A 20643-nucleotide genomic window follows, 5' to 3' on the forward strand; every position below is an offset into this window, starting at 1 on the left:
ATTATACCTCCCGCCCTGAGGGTCGGGTTCTTTTATCCTGTCGATGATCGTCTTTTTGACGTGTCCGTGGCGCGTGATCGGCGGTAACATCGTTATCGCCCTGCATCAAGCCCTTCAGGCCACGGCGCGCCCGCGCCAGCAAACTTTCCAGCGCCTCGATACTGACCTCCATCATGGCCGCCGCTTCGATATTCGACAATTCCTGATAATAGCACAGCGTAATCGCCACCTTCTGACGCTCCGGCAGGCTATTGAGGGCCGTCTGCAAACGCTGCGCCGTCTGGGCCTGTTCGAGAAGCGCCGCAGGACCAGCGGCGCTGTCGATGATCTCGATGTCGTCGGCGCTGACATTATCGCGCCGCCTGCGCAGGCGATCATAGCAGAGATTGAGCGCCACCCGGTGCATCCAGGTATCGATGCGCGCCTTGCCGGGCACCCAGTCGCGCGCCTGCTTCCAGGTACGCAACAGGGTTTCCTGCGCCACATCCTCGGCCTCGCTGGCGTCACCGAGCAGGCGACGACCGAGCGACATCAGTCTGGGCATTTTGCGCGCCACAAAGACCGACAGGGCCGAGGCGTCACCGCGCGCTATGCGTTCCAGCAAGAGTTCGTCGGGATCGCTGCTCAACCTGTTCCCCGGAATAACGCTCAAATGCACAGGCCGCGCCAGCGGCGCAACGTCGCTCGAACCTTCCGGATCAGGTTCCGGCGTTATGAGCTTCAGATGCCGCATGGTTCGCGTTCCTTGCATGGAGGCCTTTAACACAGGCCGTCACCTCTGCCTATGGCCTGCCGACTTCGGAGGCTTCGATGAAGCCGTCGCCATTCTTGTCCAGGGCCTTGAATTCGGCGTCGGCGGCGGCCTTGAACTCATCGGCTGAAATCGACTGGTCGCCATTGGTATCGGCGGCTTTCAGCGCATCAAGGCGCTTTTGCATCCGTTCAGCGCCGCGTCCGCCTTTGCCATTCATGCGTTGCGCCATAGCGTCGATCTCGGCGAAGCTGATCGCGCCATTGCCGTCGGCGTCCATGCGGTTAAACATCATCTGGCGACCGGCCTCATATTCGGCGAGGCTGATCTTGCCATCATGATCCGTATCATAACGGCCCAGCATACCGAGCGGCCCGCCACGGTCGTGCCCCCCGCCCTGGCCCATGCCCTGGCCCATGCCCTGCCCCTGGGCGAAAGCTACGCCCGCGGTCAGACCGGACGCCGTCAAGAGCACCGCCACCAGGGCGGAAGAGGTCAGTGTAATACGCGACATGAGCGTCATTCCGTAAAATGCGACGGCCACCACGGCCTGTCCTTGCTGCATTCCACGGCGCAGGCGGCCACTATCCGTCGCCGGGCGTCACGATTTTCTCAAACGCCGTTCTGGCGCGGCGGCGGATAGCCTTCAGTTTCTTCTCCAGCGTGTCGAGCCTGCGCGTATGCACGGCGCGCGCCAGCTTGCGCTGAAAGGCCTCCGGCTCATTATGCGGATCGTCGAACTCGGTCAGGGAGACGCGCATCACCTGGGCCAGACTTTGCTGCACGCGCCAGGCGCTGATCAGGGCCTCGATCTCGGCTGTGGGGGCAAGGCCGGCGCGCTGCATGGCGGAAAGCGCTTGCAGCGTGCCGACGCGCAAGGGCCCGCTGGCCTCGGCATGGATCAGTTGCAGATATTGCGCAGCAAATTCGCAATCGACCTGACCGCCCACGCTCAGTTTAAAATCCCAGAACCCCTTGGCCGGGCGCTCCTTTTCCATCAGGGCACGCATGGCCAGCACGTCCAGCGCCGTTTCGCTGCGTGACCGCTGGCGGCGCAGCACGGTTTCGATCTTCAGCCGCACCAGATCAGCGAAATCGGCCGAGCTTGACCACACCACGCGGGCGCGGGTCAGGGCCAGGAATTCCCAGGTATCGGCCTCGCGCGTGTAATAGTTCTCGAACGCCGCCAGCGACACGGCCACCGGCCCCTTGGCGCCGGTGGGGCGCAGCTTCATGTCGATCTCGTACAGCCGCCCTTCGTGGGTGGGGGCCGAGAGCGAAGAAATCAGCCGCTGGGTAAAGCGCGCGAACCAGGTTTCCGGTGCCCAGGTCTTGAGGCTGGAAACGCTGGACGGATCATCGGGCAGATAGATCGCCATCAGGTCGAGATCGGAGGTGGCTGTCATCTCCATCGAGCCGAGTTTGCCGAGCGCCACAATGGCCACCTGACCGTCCAGCCGCCCGGCCTGACGCTCGATGTCCGCCAGCGCCACCGGCGCCAGATGGTTGAGACAGGCATCGGCCAGTCGCGCATAGGCCCCGCCCGCCGCCTCGGTGCTGAGGCGGCCCGACAGCACCTGCATTCCGATGCGGAACTGCTGCTCGCGGCCAACCCGGCGCAGGGCGTTCATCACCGCCTCCAGATCATCCCCGGCACGCGCAACCTCACGCGCCACAATGGCGTCCAGTTCCTCGCCGAGCGGCTCAAAAAAGCCTGCGTCGAGCATGGCGTCGAACGAGGTGGGATGGCGCGCCAGCATCTGGGCCAGGCGTGGTGAAAAGCCCATGATCTCAACGACCGTGCGAAACAGTTTCGGATTGGCCAGAAACAAAGACTGGATCTGCACCCCGGCATTCAGGGTGGCGAAAAAGACGGCGAAGCGCGTGAAGGCGATGCTGGGCGTGCCGGTTTCGTTGAGCGCCTCCAGCAGGCGCGGCACCAGCCGCGTGAACAGTTCGCGCCCGCGTTCGGAGCGCGTGGCCGGGATGCGGCCATGATGCCACGAACGGATGGTGGCCGACACCTGCTGAGGCTGGTCAAACCCCATGCGCGCCAGCGTCTTCAGCGTTTCGGGATCATCCTCGATACCGGTAAAGACCAGACTGCCGAACGAGGAGGACAGAGGCTCGTCCTCGGAAAACAGTTCGCCATAATGGCTGTTGACCAGACGAAGGGTGCGCGACACGGCCAGATCGAAGCGCGACAGGTTGGCAAAGCCCGACAGAGCGGCCACGCGCATCCGCTCATCATCGGCTTCCGGCAGTTCGTGGGTCTGCTCGTCATTGAGCATCTGGACGCGGTGTTCCCAGTTGCGCAAACGGACATAGGCCTGTTTCAGCTCCTTGGCGACCGCCGGGGCCAGATGACCGGCGCGGCGCAAGGCATCCAGCGCATCCAGCGTGCGGCGTGAGCGCAAGGACGGGTCGCGTCCACCTAAGATCAGTTGCTGGGTCTGGGCGAAAAACTCGATCTCGCGGATGCCGCCCGCCCCCAGTTTGAGATTGGCCCCCGCCGCGTCGAGCCGGTCATCGACCTTATAGACGTGGATCTGGCGCTTGATGGCGTGGACATCGGCAATGGCCGGATAGTCGAGCGAGCGCCGCCAGATGAACGGGGCCAGATCGGCCATAAAAGCCTCGGCCTCGATCATATCGCCCGCCACAGGCCGCGCCTTGATGAAGGCGGCGCGCTCCCAGTTCTGGCCCACCGATTCATAATAGTTGAGCGCGTAGGGCACGCTGACCACGGTGGGGGTGGAGGCCGGATCGGGGCGCAGGCGCAGATCGACGCGGAACACATAGCCATCGGCCGTGCGCTCTGACAGCAGGGTGGAGACGCCGCGCGCTACCCGGTCGGCAAAGCTCTGCGCCTCGACCCCGGCGGCGATCGGCAGGCGGGTAAGCTCGGCGAAAAAGGTGATGTCGATATCGGACGAATAGTTGAGTTCGCCCGCCCCGTGCTTGCCCATAGCCAGGACGAAAAGACCGGGCAGGATGCCGCGTCCGGCAGCCTCTTCGGCGGCCGGTGTCACGATCCGCCCCTTGTCGCGTTCCTCGCGCACCATCAGGGCCAGGGCGGCGCTGGTCACGGCGTCGGCGAACCGGCTGAGCGCCGCCGTGACGTGATCAAGCCCCCACACGTCGCCGAGATCGGCAATGGCGGTCAGCAGGTGGCAATCGGCCTTGAGGTGGCGCAGGATTTTGCGCGCCGCCTCCATATCGGGAACATCAACGGTCAGGGCCTGCTGCTCAATGGCCTCGACCGCCAGCAGGATAGCCTTCAGCCGCGCTTCCGGTGCGCTGATCAGGGTTTCGCGCAGGCGCTGCGGATCACGACGCATCAGTCCGGCCAGATAGGGCGAGGCCGAAATCACCGGGCGCAGGGCGGGCTCGGCCTGACGCAGCACGTCGATCCAGCCCTCGGCTTGCGCCACCTCGCGCAGCGACTCGATCACATAGTCCGGACTCGAGCCCGCCAGTTCGGGGCCGCACGGATGCAGCCGGTCGAGAAGGGAGGAGAAGAGTATATCCGCCATGACACCGCAAGAAATAACGCGCCGGAAAGCCGCGTGAGGATTTTTATAGTTTCCTTTTAAACCTGACTCGTCCCAAATACCAAGCCCGTGATGATTCCGCCCTTCCGAACCTGCAAAAAGGGCCGCAACATCCGTTACGGCCCTTCATGTACAGTGATGATCAAACGCCTATTTTTTGGCGCCGGCATCCGGCTTGAGCGACAGGGGCACCGGCACATTCTGACCACCGCGGCTGATCAAAAGCAGGATGGCCGGACGACCCGCCTTTTTCATATCGGCGACGATTTTGGCGAAATCGGCCTGTGTCGCCACCGGCTGATTATTGGCGCGCACAATAATATCGCCGGGCTTGAGGCCCTTTTGACCGGCATCGGAGCTGTCATCGACATCGGTGATCAACAGGCCGCTGACACTGGCATCGAGGCCATAGGCGCGGCGCGCATCGGGCGTGATCGGCTTGACGCTGAGGCCGATCACCGGTGCCGAACTGCTAACCGCACCAGGGGCCGAGCTGTCATCGGGCGCGTTCGGATTATTGAGGACGTCTTCGGACGGACGCAAGGCCGCCGTCACCGACAGATTGACCATCTGGTTATTGCGCATCACGCCGATATTGACCTTTTCACCGACCTTGACATCGGCGATGCGCCGCGTCAGGTCGGTCGGGCTCTTGACCGTCACACCATTGACGGTTCTGACGATGTCGCCAATCTGCATCCCGGCCTTGTCAGCGGGCCCGCCCTTATTGACCTGGGTGACATAGGCGCCGTCGAGATCCTTGATGCCGAGCGCATCGGCATTATCCTGCGTCACCGGCGCGATAGCGATGCCGACATAACCGCGCTGGATGGTAATGCCCTTCATCAGTTGCGAGGTGATCTTGGCCGCCACATCGGCCGGAATGGCGAAGCCGACACCGGCATTGCCGCCCGACGGCGTGACGATGGCGGTATTGATGCCAATGACGCGGCCATACATATCGAAGGTGGGGCCGCCGGAATTACCGCGATTGATGGCGGCGTCGATTTGCAGGTAATCGACGTAATCGGCCCCGCCTTCGGCCAGGTCACGGCCATAGGCCGACACAATGCCCGCCGTGGCGGTATTGGAGAAGTTGAACGGATTGCCCATCGCGATCACCCAGTCGCCGACGCGCGGCTTGTGATCCAGCTCAAAGCGCACGAACGGGAAGTCGGTGCCCTGCACCTTGAGCACAGCCAGATCGGTGGCCACATCGCGGCCCACCACGGTGGCCTTCAGTTCCTTATTGTTGGTCAGCTTGACCGTAATGTCGTCGGCACCATCGATGACGTGGTTATTGGTGACCACATAGCCGTCAGGCGAAATAAAGAAGCCCGAACCGGCACCGTGCACCTCCTGCTCCTGCGGCTGGCCGTCGCCCTGACCGGGGAAGCTGAAGCCCGGCAGATTGGGCAGGCCGGTATCGACCTTCATCTTGCCAGTGGTTTCGATCGACACCACGGCGGGCGACACGCGCTCGATCAGGTCGGCGAACGACATCGGCGCGCCTGCCGGCGGGGTTATCGGGGTGAGATCGGCCGTCTTCATCAGGCTGGCACCGTCAAATTTGCCGACATGCGCGCCGCCCAGACCCGAAATGGCCGCGCCCGCCACACTGGCACCGAGCGCCAGACCGACCACGCCGCCGGCCAGTACCGACTTGTTCTTCAGCATCGTTTTGAAATTCCACGTCCCCATATTCTTTACCTTATGTCCTTGTGTGTCTGCGCACGTCCCGCAAACGTCATCTGAGCGCTTCAAAGCGCAAAAACAACCTTAAAGACGCGCAAATTCCCTCAATCGCAACTAATCAAAGCGATACGGCAAAATCGTGACGTCATTCGCGGTTCTTCAGCAGTTGGTGAAGTTTTTTCTCCTCGTCGGCACTCAGCGGCGCAACATCGGGCGCATCGGGCTTTTTCCGACGTAAAAACAACAGGATAAGCCCCACCAAGGCGATCAGGGGCGGCAGACCCCACAGCAACAGATTGCTCCTGGTCAGGCGCGGACGAAACAGCACATAATCGCCATAGTGGTCATAAAGCGATGTGCGGATCTGCTGGTCGGTCATGCCATTGGCCATATCGACGCGGATTTCGCGGCGCATCTCACCGGCGATGGGAGCGTCAGAATCGGCGATGCTCTCGCTCTGACACTGCACGCAGCGCACCTCGGCGAACAGGCGTTCGGCGCGCGCCTCGTCATGCGCCGCAGCGGGAATCGTATCGGCCAGGGCCGGAGCCGCCAGCAGCAGGAAGATCAGGCCGATCAGCCGTTTCATACCCTGACCTCCGCCTTTGGTCGCGCCGCCACGCCAAGGCGCAGACGACGATCACTGAGCGACAAGACCCCGCCCAGCGCCATCAGCAGCGGGCCGAAAAAGATCAGCCGCACCCACGGATTGACGAAAAAGCGTATCTGCCAGGCGGGTTTGCCGTCAGGCCCCACTGAGGGTTCGGCCATCACCACATAAAGGTCATCGAGCGGGCGGAAACACAGGGCCACCTTTGACTGCACCTCATTGGAGGCCGGATAGAAGCGCCTTTGCGGGCTGGCCCGGCAGACCAGATGGCCGGAGGGATCGCGGATGTCGAAATGGCCGCCCTGCGCATCGTAATTCTTGCCGGTGGCCGAATAAAGACCGGTAAAACGCATATCATAATGGCCGAGATGAACGCGGTCGCCGGGGCTCATCACTTGCAGGGCGCTCAGGCGCTCATGGCCTTCCACCACCGCGCCGAGCACAAACACGCCCAGCCCCGCATGGGCCAGCATCATGCCGTAAAAGGCCAGAGGCACGCCCCTGAGGCGGCGGAATTTGAAATCCACCCGCTCGGCCAGGGTCTTGAGCGTGCCGAAGATCAGCCAGAAGCCAATCAGCAGGCCGAGGCCGAAAATGATCTCGCTCAGCCACGGCCCATGATAGAAGACGGTTCCGGTCACAGCCGCCAGAGCCGCCACGCCAAAGGCGACGGCCAGCCGCTGCACAACCCCCTTCAGATGGGCGCGCCGCCACGCCATCAGGCCTGACAGCGGCAGGATGAGCAGGGCTGCGGCCATGATCGGCACGAATACCGCCACATAATAGGGCGCGCCGACCGACATGGTCTTGTCGAACAAGGACTGCATCAGGATCGGGTAGAGGGTGCCGAGAAACACCGAGCACAGCCCTGCCGAAATCAGCAGATTATTGAGCACCAGCACGGCCTCGCGGCTGACCGGTGCAAACAGGCCGCCCGGCGACAGGGCAGGCGCGCGCCACGCAAACAGGGCAAAGCCCGCCCCCGCCGTCACGAACAGGATAATGGCCAGCAGGATGCCGCGCGTCGGGTCAAGGGCGAAGGCGTGCACCGAGGTCAGCAGGCCGGAGCGTACCAGAAAGGCACCCAGCATCGAAAAGGTGAAGGCCAGCAGGCTTAAGAACACCGTCCACGCCTTGAGCGCGTCGCGCTTTTCCATCACGATGGCGCTGTGCAAAAGGGCGGTGGCCGCCAGCCAGGGCATGAAGGAGGCGTTTTCGACCGGGTCCCAGGCCCACCAGCCGCCCCAGCCCAGTTCATAATAGGCCCAGAAGGCACCGAGTGTAATGCCGAGGGTCAGAAAGCTCCATGCCGTCAGCACCCACGGCCGGATCCAGCGCGCCCAGGCGCGGTCGATCCGGCCCTCGATCAGGGCGGCCACGGCGAACGAAAACACCACCGAAAAGCCGATATAGCCGAGATAGAGCATGGGCGGATGGAAGGCGAGCGCCGGGTCTTGCAGGGCCGGATTGAGCGACAGCCCCTGTACCGGGGCGGGATCGAGACGGGCCAGCGGATTGGAGCTGAAAAGCGTAAAGCCGGTAAAGGCCGCGCCGAGCAGACCCTGCACACCCAGCGCCTTCAGCTTCAGCCCCTGCGGCAGGTTACGTCCCAGAAGCGTGATCAGCGCGCCATAGACGAGCAGAATCGTGCACCACAGCAGCATCGAGCCTTCGTGGCTGCCCCAGGCCCCGGCGATCTTGTAGAGGAGCGGTTTTTCGGTGTGGGAATGCTGATAGACATTCATTACCGAAAAATCGGAACGGATAAAGGCGACAATCAGAATCACGAAGCTGATCAGGATACTGAGCGCCGCCGCCAGCGACACGCCTTCGGCCCAGCGCGCGATACCACGCAACGGTTTGAACCTGTCCAGCCCCACCAGCACGGCCTGCCCCAGTGCGAAGCAGAAGGCGAGAATCAGGCAGTAATTGCCGATTTCATCGATCATCGAACGCTTCTTACCCTCATCATGAAAACGGCCTGAGCGGTGCGGCCGACTGATCCATACCGGAACCGGGCCGCCATTCGCCCTGTTCTTTCAGAGCCTTTTCGACATTTTTCGGAATGTATTTTTCATCATGCTTGGCCAGAACCTGCGTGGCCTTCAGCGCACCCGACGCCTGCAAAACGCCTTCGCAGACCACGCCCTGACCTTCGCGGAACAGATCAGGCAGATCGCCCTTATAGCTGACCGTCGTGGCCTCCAGCTTGTCCTGTACCACAAAGGTCACCGTGCCGTCCGGCGCCTTGGCGATGGAGCCGGGTTTGACGAGGCCGCCCAGCCGGATGGTGCGGCCCGCCGGTACGTGGGCGGCGTCGAGCTGGGCCGGGGTATAGAAATAGACCACCGTGCCGCGCAGAGCATAGAGGCTCAAAGCCACCGCCGCTGCCAGCACCGGCGCGGCGATCAGAAACACGATGAGCCTGCGTCTGGCCCGCGCCGATTTCGGTATCCAGCCCATTATAGCGCTCCCCCAGGACAAGTGGTGGCATCGCCTGACCTTCCCTTCTCCCCATAATAATGGGGAGAAGGTGGCCTGAACGCAGTGAAGGCCGGATGAGGGGCGTGGTGGCGACACAAAGATTGCCCCTCACCCGGTCGCCTTCGCTGACGCTCGGCTCCCGTCCTCTCCCCACATGTGGGGAGAGGGGAAGAAAAGAGGTGCCCTGTGAAGTCATCCCATTCCAAGGCTTCGCTCCTTGAGCGCTTGGTGTCTCGCGCTAACGCTTCGCTCCTTGAGCGCATTATAACCCCCCCGTGTTTTCCGCGCCGACCGCCTGTTGCGAACGGGCCAGAATATCGGCGGCCACGGCGGGTTTATCGCGGTAATGGGCCTGCATAGCCTGCACCGCCCTAGCCTGTCCCGCCGTGTCGCCAAGCACATTGTAAGAGCGGATCAGCCGCGCCCAGCCATCGGGATTGTCAGGGCTGGCCTTCAGTTGCGCTTCGAGCGACGCCACCATGCCGCCGATGCGCGCCTTCATGGCGTCCGCCGCCTTTTCCGCCGGAGCGACCGCATCCAGCGCCTGCTGCACCATCGGGCGGCTGGAATCGTGGGCGTCCATCGTGGCAAGCGCGGTCGTGAAATGCGTGCGCGCCGTCTCATAATCGCCTTGCGCCACCGCCTGCTGGCCGAGATAAAAATGGGCGCGCGCATCCTGCGGATCCTGCGCCAGTGCGTGCCCGAAAGCCGCCTTGGCATCATCGGTAACATTGCCATTGGCCACGAAGGTCAGGGCCTCGCCCAGTTCCGACCAGGCGGTGAAGTGCTGCGGATCGAGGGCGCGCGCCTTTTCATAGTCCTGCGCGCCCTGATAATTATTCCCGGCCAGCATGTCGATACGGCCCATGAACAGCCAGTAGGCCGGGTCTTTGGCGTGGCTGTCACGCCCCTGACGTAAGACCAGGGCCAGAGCCTCCGGCGACAAGGCATTGGGGTCGGTCTGAGCGGTATGAGTCCAGGCTTGCAGGCGCGCCTGAAAAGGCTGGTCGGGTGCCAATGGATGACCGAACAGGCCATAGAGGCCGAGACTGACCACGGCCATGATGATCAGCGCAACAAGGCCGTAAACGGGCTTGATCTGATGGTCTGGCTGCGCGGCGTCTCCGGCCCGCAGCAGGGCGCGCCCCGCCGCCGCCTTTTCCTCACTGGCCGCCTCGGCGTCGAGATCACCCGCCGCGAACCGGCGTTCAACATCGGCGACAAAGCCCTCATAGAGCGCTTGTTCCTGCGCGAGCGGCGGGCCTGAGCGCACGGCCTTTTGCCAGACCGCGGCAAGGGCGATCAGGGCGGCGGTGATCAGGGCGCAAACAAGGGCAAGCAACAGCATCCATCTGACATAGACGATTTGCGATCAAAGAAAAGAGACTTTGCGCAATCAGGCCACGCTTCGCGCCGGTTTCAGCCGTTCACACGATGCGACACGACGCCGCGCCGTCTGGGCCTTTTCATCACCGCACGACAGGGCCATCAGGTCGGTAACCAGATCAAAGCCCCGCATGACCAGCACCATATCGGCCGGTTCGTCGCTGTTGGCCAGGCTGAGAAGCTCGGCGAACCAGGCGTCCATATAGGCTTCCAGCGCCTGCGCCACCTTGGTGTGCAGGGTCAGGAATCCGCCCATATTGGCAATGGGGCGCGCCTTGCCGATAAAGCCGAGGGTCTGGCGGATTCGCGCCTCAAGCACTGCATCGGGCAGGCGTTCGAGATCGGGCACCTCGCGCTTGATCCGTCCGTTGCGGCGCTCGTTTTTCATGATAAGCGCCTGTTCGAGCAGTTTTTCCGCGCCATTCAACGGCTGTTCGACCAGCGCGGCCAGATGTTGGCGTGCCGCCATCACACGCTTGCCCCACAGGCCGTCGCGCGACAATTCGATATAGTGTTCGAACGCCTGCAACTGGCCAAACCCCTGCGCCACCTGCTCGGCGGCCTTGTCGAGGTTATCGCCGTGGCGATCCTCCATATCATGCTTGAGCACGCCAATGCGCGCCTCGATCTGATCGAGAATACGTTCGCCAAAGATGGCCATTTCCGATTCGGCCAGAAAGCGATCCTTGGGGCGATCAGAAACCGTGGCCACGAATTTGATAATCTGCGCCCCGTCTTCGAGATTGGCGAAAATCAGTTCGAGAAAACGATAACCGCTGGCCGGATCGAGCGCCGAAGCGTCACCAAACATGACACGCAGGGCGGCGGCTTTTTCGGCGTCCATCCGGCCCAGAAATTCGGGCAGGCGCGCCAGGGTCTGGCGCATCAGCCTGTGCAGGTCGAGATAGGCGGCGAATTCGCCAACCGTCACCATATCGGTTTCTGCGCCATTGACGGGCGCTATATCCTGCGGTGCTTCCCGGCATATATCGGCCGCCGCCTTGACGAGGCGGAAAAAGACCACCGGCGTCGGGTCTTCGGTACGCAAGACGCGCAGCGCCTGCGCCGCCTCTGTGCACAATGGCGCTTGGTTTTGCTCCAGCCAGCTCCACAGGCGATACAGAAGCCAGCGCGGAAAACGCATCGCATCCAGACCATCGGCGCGCGCCTCGAACATGGGCGTGAAGGGCAGAAAAACGCTGTCACGCAGATGGCGGGTCTCGATCTCGGCCGTCACAAGGGCGCGCACCTCGATCAGCAGCGCGTCGTTCGTCATGCCAAGCGCCATTTCGAGCGAACGCAGCGGCGCAGGCGGCAGGGTGTTGATCAAACCCTTCAGCAGAGTCATGCGGCTGACAGCGATCGAAGCCATGAATGCGGGACGTCCTTGCGCGACAAGTGTCTGGTGCAACAAGTCTTGGGTAAACTGGTTAATTTTCCCTGATGAGGCTCAATCCGCCAGCAGATTAGCCGGCAAACGCGCTGTTATTTTCAATCCGCCCATGCCGGATCGGTCGAGATGCAGGGCTCCGCCATAGGCGCGCACCAGTTCATCGACGATCGACAGGCCAAGCCCCGAACCCGGCACGCTTTCATCGAGACGTGCGCCGCGCTTCAGCACCTCATCAAAGCGCGCCGCATCGAGGCCCGGCCCGTCATCCTCGATGCTCATATCGAGCATCTGAACGTCAGCATGAAATTCGGCATTGATCCTGACCTGGCGCTTGCACCAGATGCAGGCATTTTCGAGCAGATTGCCCGCGATTTCCTGCAAATCCTGACGCTCACCGCGAAAAGCCAGATGATCGGGGACGCGCCAGTCGATGATCACCCCCTTGTCCTGAAACACCTGCTCCAGCATCACGGCCAGTTCGTCAAACACCGGCTCGACCGGCGTGCGTTCGCCCATCGCCTGAGAGCGGGCGGCGGCGCGGGCGCGGCGCAGATGGTGATCGACCTGGGCGCGCATAGTTTCGGCCTGCTTGCGCACCGTCTCCGGCAAGGGGCCATCGGCGTCGCCCGCCCCTTCCTCGCGCGCCGCCGTCATCAGCACCGAAAGCGGGGTCTTGAGCGCGTGGGCCAGATTGCCAACGTGCATCCGCTGGCGCTCCACCACCTCCTGCGCATAGTCGAGAAAAGCATTGAGCTGGCGCGCCACAGGGCGGATTTCCGCCGGATAGGTCTTGGTCAGGCGCTGCTGAAAGCCGCCCTGCACATGGGAAATCTCGTCGGTCAGATCAAACAAAGGCCGCAAACCGACGCGCACCTGAATGAAGATCGCCGCCAGCGAGCCGAGCGCCAGAATGAACAGAGCCCCCGCCGTCAGCAGGGCGAAGGTGCGTACATCGTGGGCGACCGGGCTGGCATCCTCGCCGGCCATGAAGACATAGGCGTGCTGATCGACCATCGAATAGATGACCGCCACGCGCAGCGGTTCGCCCACGGGGCCGGTGCCATCATAAAAGACGCTGGTGCCGCTATGGGCCCTGGCCTGCGCCAGCACTTCGGGCGGCAGGGGCAATTGCTCGTTCCACAAAGAACGCGATGTCACGGGGGCGCTGATCTGCCCCTGCCCGTCCACCATCCCCACCTGCCAATAGAGGCCAGAATGGATAATGCTGGCGCGCGCATCAACGAAGCGGCTGGTATCAATGCCTTCAGGGTCAATATCGGTAACAGAATACAGGCTGTCGGCGATCTGGCCCACACGCTCCTGAAAGCGGTGCATGGTGACTTCATGGAAATAGGTGGTCAGCACGATGCCGGTAAGGACAAGGGCGAAGATGAACCAGGCCGAGGCCAGACGGATCAGCCGCCCCACCAGTGAATCGCGCGCGCTGACCCGCCGCCATAGCCGCAGCAAAAAGGCGTCATGGTCGCGCGGCGACACCAAGCCTGACCCGGCCTTGTTCGCCTCTGCTTGGCTCACAGGCTTTCTATCTCATCATGCAGCGGCTTGAGACGGTAGCCAAGGCCGCGCACGGTTTCGATGCGCTCCGTGCCGATCTTTTTGCGCAGACGGCCCATAAAGACCTCGATCGTGTTGGAATCGCGGTCGAAATCCTGATCATAGAGGTGCTCCACCAGTTCGGTGCGCGAAATGACGCGGTTCTGGTGCATCATCAGATAGTGCAGCAGCCGGTATTCGAGTGAGGTCAGGCGTAAGGGTTCACCGCTGACCGAGGCGCGCGCCGCGCTGGGATCAAGGCGTAAGCCGCCGCAGGTCAGAAGGGGCTGGGCATGACCGGCGGCGCGGCGCACCAGAGCGCGCAGGCGGGCCAGCAATTCCTCGGTATGAAACGGCTTGGTCAGATAATCATCGGCCCCGGCGTCGAAGCCCGCCACCTTGTCGCTCCACGCACCACGCGCCGTCAGGATCAGCACCGGCGTGGAACGGCCTTCGCGCCGCCAGCGTTCCAGAACCGAAACGCCGTCGATCTTCGGCAGGCCGAGATCGAGGATGATGCAGTCATAGGGTTCGGTGTCGCCAAGAAAATGCGCCTCTTCACCATCAGGCGCGTGATCGACCACATAGCCCGCATCGGCCAGCGACGCCTTCAGTTGCCGTGACAGGTCGGGATCGTCTTCAGCCAGAAGCAGTCTCACTATTTTTCTCCCACTATGCGGCCGGAATTCGCATCGACCAGCAGATCGACGCGGCCATGACCTGTATCGACACGCACCCAGAAGACCGATCCGCCCTGCGATCCGGCATCGAGCACCCGCCCGCGCGACCGGGCCACGGAAATAGCGCGGTTGATGCGGTCATCACGCGGCCCGGCACCACGGCCTTCGGGGGCATCGCGGCGATAGGCAGGCGGCGCATCGGGAGCATTACGGTACGCATTGTCATCGCGGCTGTCGTTCTGATGATGCCTGTCGCGATACGGATCGGCTGAGGCGCAACTGGCCCATCCGGTCGCAAGGAGCGGGCCAGTCATCAGGGCAAGACAGAAAATGAGCGCGGTGCGTTTCATAAGCTTCGGTATAGCGGCAAAGACCTGAACCTTAGCTGAACGAACATATCAAGCTTGTCAAATATTGGCTTGCTATTTGCGCCGCGCCGGCATGACCGGCGTATAATCGGCCTGCTGACGCCATTTTTCAGCCAGGGTAAGCAGTTCCTGATAGAGACCGTCCGGCATACCGCCCGGCACTTTATCGGGCAGGGCGATGACGATATGGGCGAACAGATCGCCGCGCGTGCCGCCCTTGGCCTCATAGGCGCCGCGCCCCTTCAGGCGCAGAATCGCGCCGGAATTAGAGCCTTTCGCCAGACTGACACTGACCGGCCCGTCAGGGGTCGGGGCCTGCACCTTGCCGCCCAGCAGGGCGTCGGGCAGGGAGACATACAGGTCCATATGCAGGTCATGGCCTTCGAGGCGGAAGACCGGGTGCGGTTTCAGATGCAGCTCGGCCAGGGCGTCGCCATGCGGGCCGCGACCATTCGGCGAAGGCGCGCCCTGCCCTTTCAGGCGCAGCACCTGACCGTCATGCGCGCCCTTGGGGATATTGATATCGACCGTGCGACCATCCGACAGCAAAACGCGGCGCGTATTGCCGACAATCGTATCGAGCAGGTCGATATCAAGCTTGATGCGCAGGTCGCTGCCCTTTTGCGGCGCGCTGTTAAAGCCAGCCCCGCGCCGGCCTGCTGCCGCGCCGCCACCAAACATGCCCATAATGTCGTCGAGATCGATGCCGTCGAACTGCGTACCGCCAAAGCCTGCGCCACCGCCTGCGCCAAACGGCGATCCACCGGCCTGACGCCCACCACCGGCACCGGCACCGGCACCGCCAAAACCGCGAAACGTCTCGCGGCCATCGGCGTCGATTTCGCCACGGTCAAAGCGCTTGCGCTTGTCGGCGTCCTTCAGGAAATCATAGGCCGCCGTAATGCGCTTGAAACGCTCTTCCGAGGCCGCATTGCCCTTGTTCTGGTCAGGATGCAGCTCCTTGGCCAGTTTGCGGAACGCCTTCTGAATCTCGGCATCGCTGGCGCCGCGTTTGACGCCCAGTTCCTGATACGGATCACTTGCCACTGAAATTCAACCTCCAAAACGCAGAGGTGTGTCCTACAGGCTCTCATTTCAAGGTGCAAGCGCTGGCCTGCGCCAACAGCGTCCATGCTCGTTAATATGACAATACACCGGGTTGCGATGATCTTCTTATCGCAACCCGGCAAGCGCGACTGCGCGCCCGAGCGGATGCGAGGAGCCATGCGGCGTTTGAGCTACAAAAATGCCAGCGACAAAACCGCGCCATAGCCATAGATCTGCGACATCTGCGCGATCTCGATGCGCGCCCCGGCGCTAAAACCGCCCGGAAAGTCCATGCCCTGCATCGCCGCCGCATAGACAAAGGGCGAGGCCGCCACCTCGACCGACCGCTTCAGGCCCGCATCGTCCAGCACCTGCACGCGATAGGCCTCCGCCTCCTCGCACAGGGGCGGCTCGCCCTCCCAGCTATCGCCGCCATAACGCGGCGAACGCAGCCAGCTTACCGTCAGGTCGCCAGTGCCCGTGATTTGGCCCGTGATACGCCCGTAAACCGGGGCGCGCGGCCGCAGGGCCAGTCCGCTCCAGGTGGCGCTGACATCGAGCGCGCCCCCGGCCACCGCCCCGAAACCGCGCTTACCTGTGCGGAAAAGGCGGCTGAGGCCCCGTTCCTCGCTGGACATATCAGCGCGCACAAAACCAGACGGCAGGCTGATCAGCGAAGCCCCGGCCACTATCCCCGAAGCCAGGGCCTGTTCCGACCCCCACTGGCCGCGCACCAGCCCCGACAGGCGGTAGCGATCCGTATCGAGCGCCGTCACGTTCAGATATTGCACGATCTCCCATTCACCACTGGCTGCCTGAACGCACAGGAAATTGCCGCCCGCATACAGGGTGTCGAGATCGCACGAAACGGGGGCCTCGCCTTCGAGATAGATGTCGAGAAAGGCCTGTTCGAGCAGATAGTTGCGCCTCTGGGCAGGCAGGCTGTTTAAGGCCGTGCCGATGCCCGCCTGCGCCATCACGCTGCCGCGCAGTTTCAGGCTTGAGGCACCCGCTCCGGCATAGACATCGCAGCCCAGCCACGGATCGGCGGATGGCACGAGAATGGGCCGCACATCGCTTTCATCCGTGCCGAAACACGGCAGTTCGAGCAGGATAAAACCGGTGATCAGCGTCATGGCCACGCTTGGCGGCACAGCGCCCGACAGCGACGGATCCTGCGCTGTCAGCTCGCGCGGCACAGGGGCGGGCTGCAAGGTCACGGTCGGGGTTTCGCTGAGATCGAGGCCGGTGACGCGATAGGCGGTGGCGTCGTTTTCCAGCCTGACGCCATCGCCCGCCTCGATCTGCAACAGCATCAGAGGATCGCCGTCCAGGGTCAGGGTGTGGCGCACGGTCTGGGCGGCCTGCAACAGATAGGCGGCATAGGTTTCAGCCTGACCGGCGCTCAAAACCAGCGGCAGATCCACCGCCATCTGGTCAGCGCCCGCGCGGTCGGTGCGCACCGTGACCGACTGCAACTGGTAATCATGGTCGGGGTCGTAACAGCGTAAACTCAGGCTGGCGGGCACACTGACCAGATCGCGCCGCACCTTGAGCGGGCTGTGATCCTGATAGGCCATCTGATCGAGACTCAGGCTCAGGTCGCTGGCGTGATCGCTGGCCACAAAGCGCACAACCGTGCCGCTTTCCGCCGCCTCCAGTCCCAGCCAGGCCAGAACCGGCGTCAGGGCGTCGGCGGCGGTCATCGGCTGACTGACGACATAGCCGTCAATCGCGCCCGTCACCTCGTCGAGATCGAGCTGATCGGGGCCAAGGCCCGCCTGTCCGGCCAGTTCGATCAGGATATTGCGCGCATCGCCCATGCCCACGCGCCCGTTCAGCCAGTGGCCGGTGCGCCAGTTGGCCGTATCACCCCACACATCGCTCAGTTGTGGAAAATACGGATAGGGCCGCGCGTCCCAGCACCAGACCGCCATATCGGCCAGCATCGGCCCGCCATAGACGCTGCTGACCGGATTATTCGCCGCATAATAGCTGTGAAAAGCACTCAGATAGGCGCGCTGCGCCCGGTCGTCGCGCACACCGTTTGAGAAGGGCGGAATGGCGCTTTCGCTGCTCTTCGGATCGAGGAACAGATTGGGCGCGTTCGGCCCCTTGTCGATGGCCGCACAGCCGATCTCGATCAGGCGGATCGGCTTTGATTGCGCCACCCAGGCCGTCGGCGTGGCGATGCGCACACCATTTGGCCGGTCATGATGCAGGTTCGACCACCAGCCGAAAATGTCCTTGGGCCGGAACATCCAGTCCTCACCATAGGCCCCGTCATGGATCGGTGTGCGCACCTGCGCCTCCCGATCCGCCGAACTGGCATAGTACCAGTCATAGTCCTCACCGGCATGGATGCGGCCTTGCAGATAGGCCGGATCATAGATGGAGGCGAAGCCTGCCTGCGCATCAAGATGGTCCGTGCCGTCGCGCCAGTCGGTCAGCGGCGCGTACCAGTCGATGCCAACGAAATCGATATGATCATCGGCCCACAAAGGATCGAGATGAAAGACGGCATGGCCGGTGCCATCGGCGGGCTGGTGGCCGAAATATTCGCTCCAGTCCGCCCCATAGCCGATCTGCGTGCCTGCGCCCACCAGCGTGCGCACCTGCGCCGCCAGATCGCGCAAGGCCGTCACCATCGGATAGGTATTGACCGCGCTCCTCACCGTCGTCAGGCCACGCAGTTCCGAGCCCAGCACGATGGCCGTCACCCCGCCCGCCCGCTGGCCCAAAGCCGCCACATGCAGGATGAACCGGCGCAAACCCCATTCATCGGGGCCGCTATAGGTGACAGCCTCCGCCGAGACCGTAAAATCCGCCGCGGCCGCCGTGCCCATGATGTGTGCAATATCGTCCGCCGCCGCCGCGCTCATATCGTGGTTTGAGGTGATGCGACCGCGCCACGGATAGCCCGCGCAATCCATCAGGATGAACGGGATCAGCGTCACCTGATAGCCGCGCGCCTTCAGGGCCGTGATCGCCGCCGCCACCACATCATCGGAGGGCGTGCCGCCATAGGCCGGACGGCCCTCCACCTGACTGACCAGATGGGCCGTGTCGCGCGCAATCCCCGCCACCGACCAGACCAGGGGCTCGGTGACGCGCGTGCGTCCCTCGACGCCGGGCATGATGGTGCAGGCCCCCGCATCGAGACTTGTTCCGAACCAGCTCACCACCAGATTGACGCGCTTCACATTGGGCAATTGCGCCTGCAACTGATCGAGCGCCACGGTGAAATCGGTGCGGCCATCGCCCGTATGCTGCGTCTCGAAGCTGGCGCGCGTCAGGCCCGAACGCAGGGCATTCGGTTCGGTGGCGTAGATGAATTCGCCCGCCCCCGGAATCAGGCACACGCCTTCGATCTGGCTTTCCATATCGGCAAAGGTGCCGCGCGGACGACGAAACACCTCGACCGACAGATTGGGCGGGCGGTTGCCGAAAGGGGTAATATCGAGATCCTCGAACAGCAGATAGGCGACGCCGCGATAGGCGGGCGCGCTGCCCTCGATGGCGCTGATCAGACTATCGGGCGTCTGGTCTTCCGTGCCCGGATACAGGCGGTAAGCGATCTGCGACTGATCGAGCAATTGCCCGTCGGCCCACAGGCGGCCAATGCCGTCGATCGGCCCTTCGCACAGCGCCACGGCAAACGACAGGCTGTAGCTGTAACTCTCGGTCTTCGGGCTCGATTTGCTGGCGCGCGTGGTCGAGCGGTTTTCTTTCAGCCGTGCCGCCCAGATGACCGTGCCCGCCACGCGCATCCTGCCGAACACCTGCGCCACAGGATCGCCCTGCGCGCTTTGCGTCAGTTGCAGACCGGTCAGGCGCGGCCCGACCTGCCGCGCCGGCATCAGGCTGTTGACGACGGTGCGGTCGATGGCGGCGCCAATCTGATGGCCGATAAAGCCGCCAATGGGGCCGCCCAGCGCCGTGCCCGCCGCGCTCAAAATCACCTGCGCCATATATTCCTCCGGTCTAAATCAAGGGAAAGCGGAAAGCGCCCACGACGCGCTGCCGCCAGAAGGGGTTAAGCCAGCTCTCGACCACGGCATGACCCCAATAGGCGTGGATCAGGCGCGCATCGGAGGCCGCTAGCCCGCCTGCGCTCAAAATGGCGGCGTGCTTGGCCAGCGCCCCCGGCTTCATGCGAAAGGCGATCACGTCACCGGCCTGCGCCTGCCCCACACTGACCGGCTGAAAATGCGCGCCTAAGCCCGCCAGCAGCCAGTCCTGACCGCACACCTCGGCCCAGTCCGGGCTATAGGGCGGCAGGCTTGCAGGCTCCGGCCCGACCACTTCGCGCCAGACGCCACGCACCAGACCGATGCAATCGCAACCGACGCCTTTCAGGCTCATCTGGTGGCGATAGGGCGTGCCGAGCCAGGTGCGCGCCTCGGCTACAATCCGGCTCATCGCCCGGAACTTTGGCCGCTCGATCCGCCATCGAGCACATCGCCGTCACGCGGATAGAGGGTGAGGAAATCCTCACCGGGCAAATCAGGAAAGCCACGAAAATTCAGCGTGTTGGAAAATGTGCCGTTGCAGGTGCGGTAGCGTTTGTCGCAAACCGTCACCGCCAATCCCGCCAGATCGAGCCCGCAGCGCGCATCACCGAGCGCCGCATCGCACAGAAAGCCGAACCGGCGACCGATCACGCGGTCGAGCCGTGACGCCACCCCCTCGACATGGGCCACGAACACGCCTTGCGCATCGTCGATGCCGCCCGTGGCGTCGAGCTGCGCCAGATAGCCCGCGCCCGTCTCGACATACTGATCGGGCGCGGTCCAGTCGATGACATAGGTGCGCAGTTCCGCCCCGTCATAAAGCCCCGCCTCGATGTCCGCCGCCGCCAGTCCATCGGCGCTGATAATGCCGGATATGGCCAGACTGCCCGGCTGATCGAGGCCGATGTCTTGCATCGCCGCGCCTTGGGTCAAGCCGCTCTGCGCCTGACAGGTGACGCCGAGAAACTGAATATCCGCATCGTGGTCGGTAAAGCCCAGCACCGCGCCATCGCCGCGCGTCAACAGCCAGACATGGCAAAACTTCGCCGCCCCCGACGCCAGCGCCGCGGTCATGGCTTCTGAAATATGTCGCATATTTCGCCCTTTT

16 protein-coding genes are annotated in these 20643 nt (G+C 63.3%); all 16 read right to left on the minus strand.

The features are described from left to right. Position 1: 1 nt before the first annotated feature. Positions 2 to 733, minus strand: a complete 732-nt coding sequence (locus QB905_RS08480; RefSeq protein ID WP_349252563.1) for an RNA polymerase sigma factor — start codon at positions 731 to 733, stop codon at positions 2 to 4. 49 nt (positions 734 to 782) lie between these two features. Next, entirely contained in the window at positions 783 to 1265 is a 483-nt protein-coding gene (locus QB905_RS08485; protein ID WP_282974366.1) for an EF-hand domain-containing protein, read from the minus strand. 70 nt (positions 1266 to 1335) lie between these two features. Next, the gene (locus QB905_RS08490) at positions 1336 to 4287 is read right to left on the minus strand and encodes a bifunctional [glutamine synthetase] adenylyltransferase/[glutamine synthetase]-adenylyl-L-tyrosine phosphorylase (RefSeq protein ID WP_282974368.1); all 2952 of its coding nucleotides are present in this window, start codon (positions 4285 to 4287) and stop codon (positions 1336 to 1338) included. 168 nt (positions 4288 to 4455) lie between these two features. After that, positions 4456 to 6006: a Do family serine endopeptidase gene (locus QB905_RS08495; RefSeq protein ID WP_282974370.1), complete on the minus strand. Its 1551-nt coding sequence runs from the start codon at positions 6004 to 6006 to the stop codon at positions 4456 to 4458. 139 nt (positions 6007 to 6145) lie between these two features. Continuing rightward, on the minus strand, positions 6146 to 6589 hold the full coding sequence (locus QB905_RS08500; RefSeq protein ID WP_282974372.1) for a cytochrome c-type biogenesis protein: 444 nt from the start codon (positions 6587 to 6589) through the stop codon (positions 6146 to 6148). Further along, positions 6586 to 8559, minus strand: a complete 1974-nt coding sequence (locus QB905_RS08505) for a heme lyase CcmF/NrfE family subunit (RefSeq protein WP_282974374.1) — start codon at positions 8557 to 8559, stop codon at positions 6586 to 6588. The genes QB905_RS08500 and QB905_RS08505 overlap by 4 nt, the downstream gene beginning before the upstream one ends. Positions 8560 to 8578: 19 nt before the next feature. Continuing rightward, on the minus strand, positions 8579 to 9073 hold the full coding sequence (ccmE, locus tag QB905_RS08510) for a cytochrome c maturation protein CcmE (RefSeq protein WP_282974375.1): 495 nt from the start codon (positions 9071 to 9073) through the stop codon (positions 8579 to 8581). Positions 9074 to 9356: 283 nt separating this feature from the next. Next, a complete protein-coding gene (ccmI, locus tag QB905_RS08515; RefSeq protein ID WP_282974376.1) occupies positions 9357 to 10442 on the minus strand; it encodes a c-type cytochrome biogenesis protein CcmI in 1086 nt (361 codons plus the stop codon). Between the two features lie 48 nt (positions 10443 to 10490). Then, positions 10491 to 11852: a hypothetical protein gene (locus QB905_RS08520; protein WP_282974377.1), complete on the minus strand. Its 1362-nt coding sequence runs from the start codon at positions 11850 to 11852 to the stop codon at positions 10491 to 10493. Between the two features lie 78 nt (positions 11853 to 11930). Next, positions 11931 to 13409, minus strand: coding sequence for an ATP-binding protein (locus QB905_RS08525; protein ID WP_282974378.1), 1479 nt, complete (start codon positions 13407 to 13409; stop codon positions 11931 to 11933). Continuing rightward, positions 13406 to 14086, minus strand: a complete 681-nt coding sequence (locus tag QB905_RS08530; RefSeq protein ID WP_282974380.1) for a response regulator transcription factor — start codon at positions 14084 to 14086, stop codon at positions 13406 to 13408. Before QB905_RS08530 ends, QB905_RS08525 begins: the two co-directional genes overlap by 4 nt. Beyond that, on the minus strand, positions 14086 to 14421 hold the full coding sequence (locus tag QB905_RS08535; RefSeq protein WP_282974381.1) for a hypothetical protein: 336 nt from the start codon (positions 14419 to 14421) through the stop codon (positions 14086 to 14088). Before QB905_RS08535 ends, QB905_RS08530 begins: the two co-directional genes overlap by 1 nt. 108 nt (positions 14422 to 14529) lie before the next feature. Beyond that, positions 14530 to 15522, minus strand: coding sequence for a DnaJ C-terminal domain-containing protein (locus QB905_RS08540; protein ID WP_282974383.1), 993 nt, complete (start codon positions 15520 to 15522; stop codon positions 14530 to 14532). 191 nt (positions 15523 to 15713) lie between these two features. Continuing rightward, positions 15714 to 19493, minus strand: a complete 3780-nt coding sequence (locus tag QB905_RS08545) for a baseplate multidomain protein megatron (protein WP_282974385.1) — start codon at positions 19491 to 19493, stop codon at positions 15714 to 15716. A gap of 13 nt (positions 19494 to 19506) precedes the next feature. Beyond that, positions 19507 to 19944, minus strand: coding sequence for an NlpC/P60 family protein (locus tag QB905_RS08550; protein WP_282974386.1), 438 nt, complete (start codon positions 19942 to 19944; stop codon positions 19507 to 19509). After that, positions 19941 to 20630, minus strand: coding sequence for a DUF2163 domain-containing protein (locus QB905_RS08555; RefSeq protein WP_282974388.1), 690 nt, complete (start codon positions 20628 to 20630; stop codon positions 19941 to 19943). Before QB905_RS08555 ends, QB905_RS08550 begins: the two co-directional genes overlap by 4 nt. Positions 20631 to 20643 lie beyond the last annotated feature (13 nt).

Origin of the sequence: Asticcacaulis sp. EMRT-3, from assembly GCF_030027245.1 — a bacterium.
Classification (GTDB): Bacteria; Pseudomonadota; Alphaproteobacteria; order Caulobacterales; family Caulobacteraceae; genus Asticcacaulis.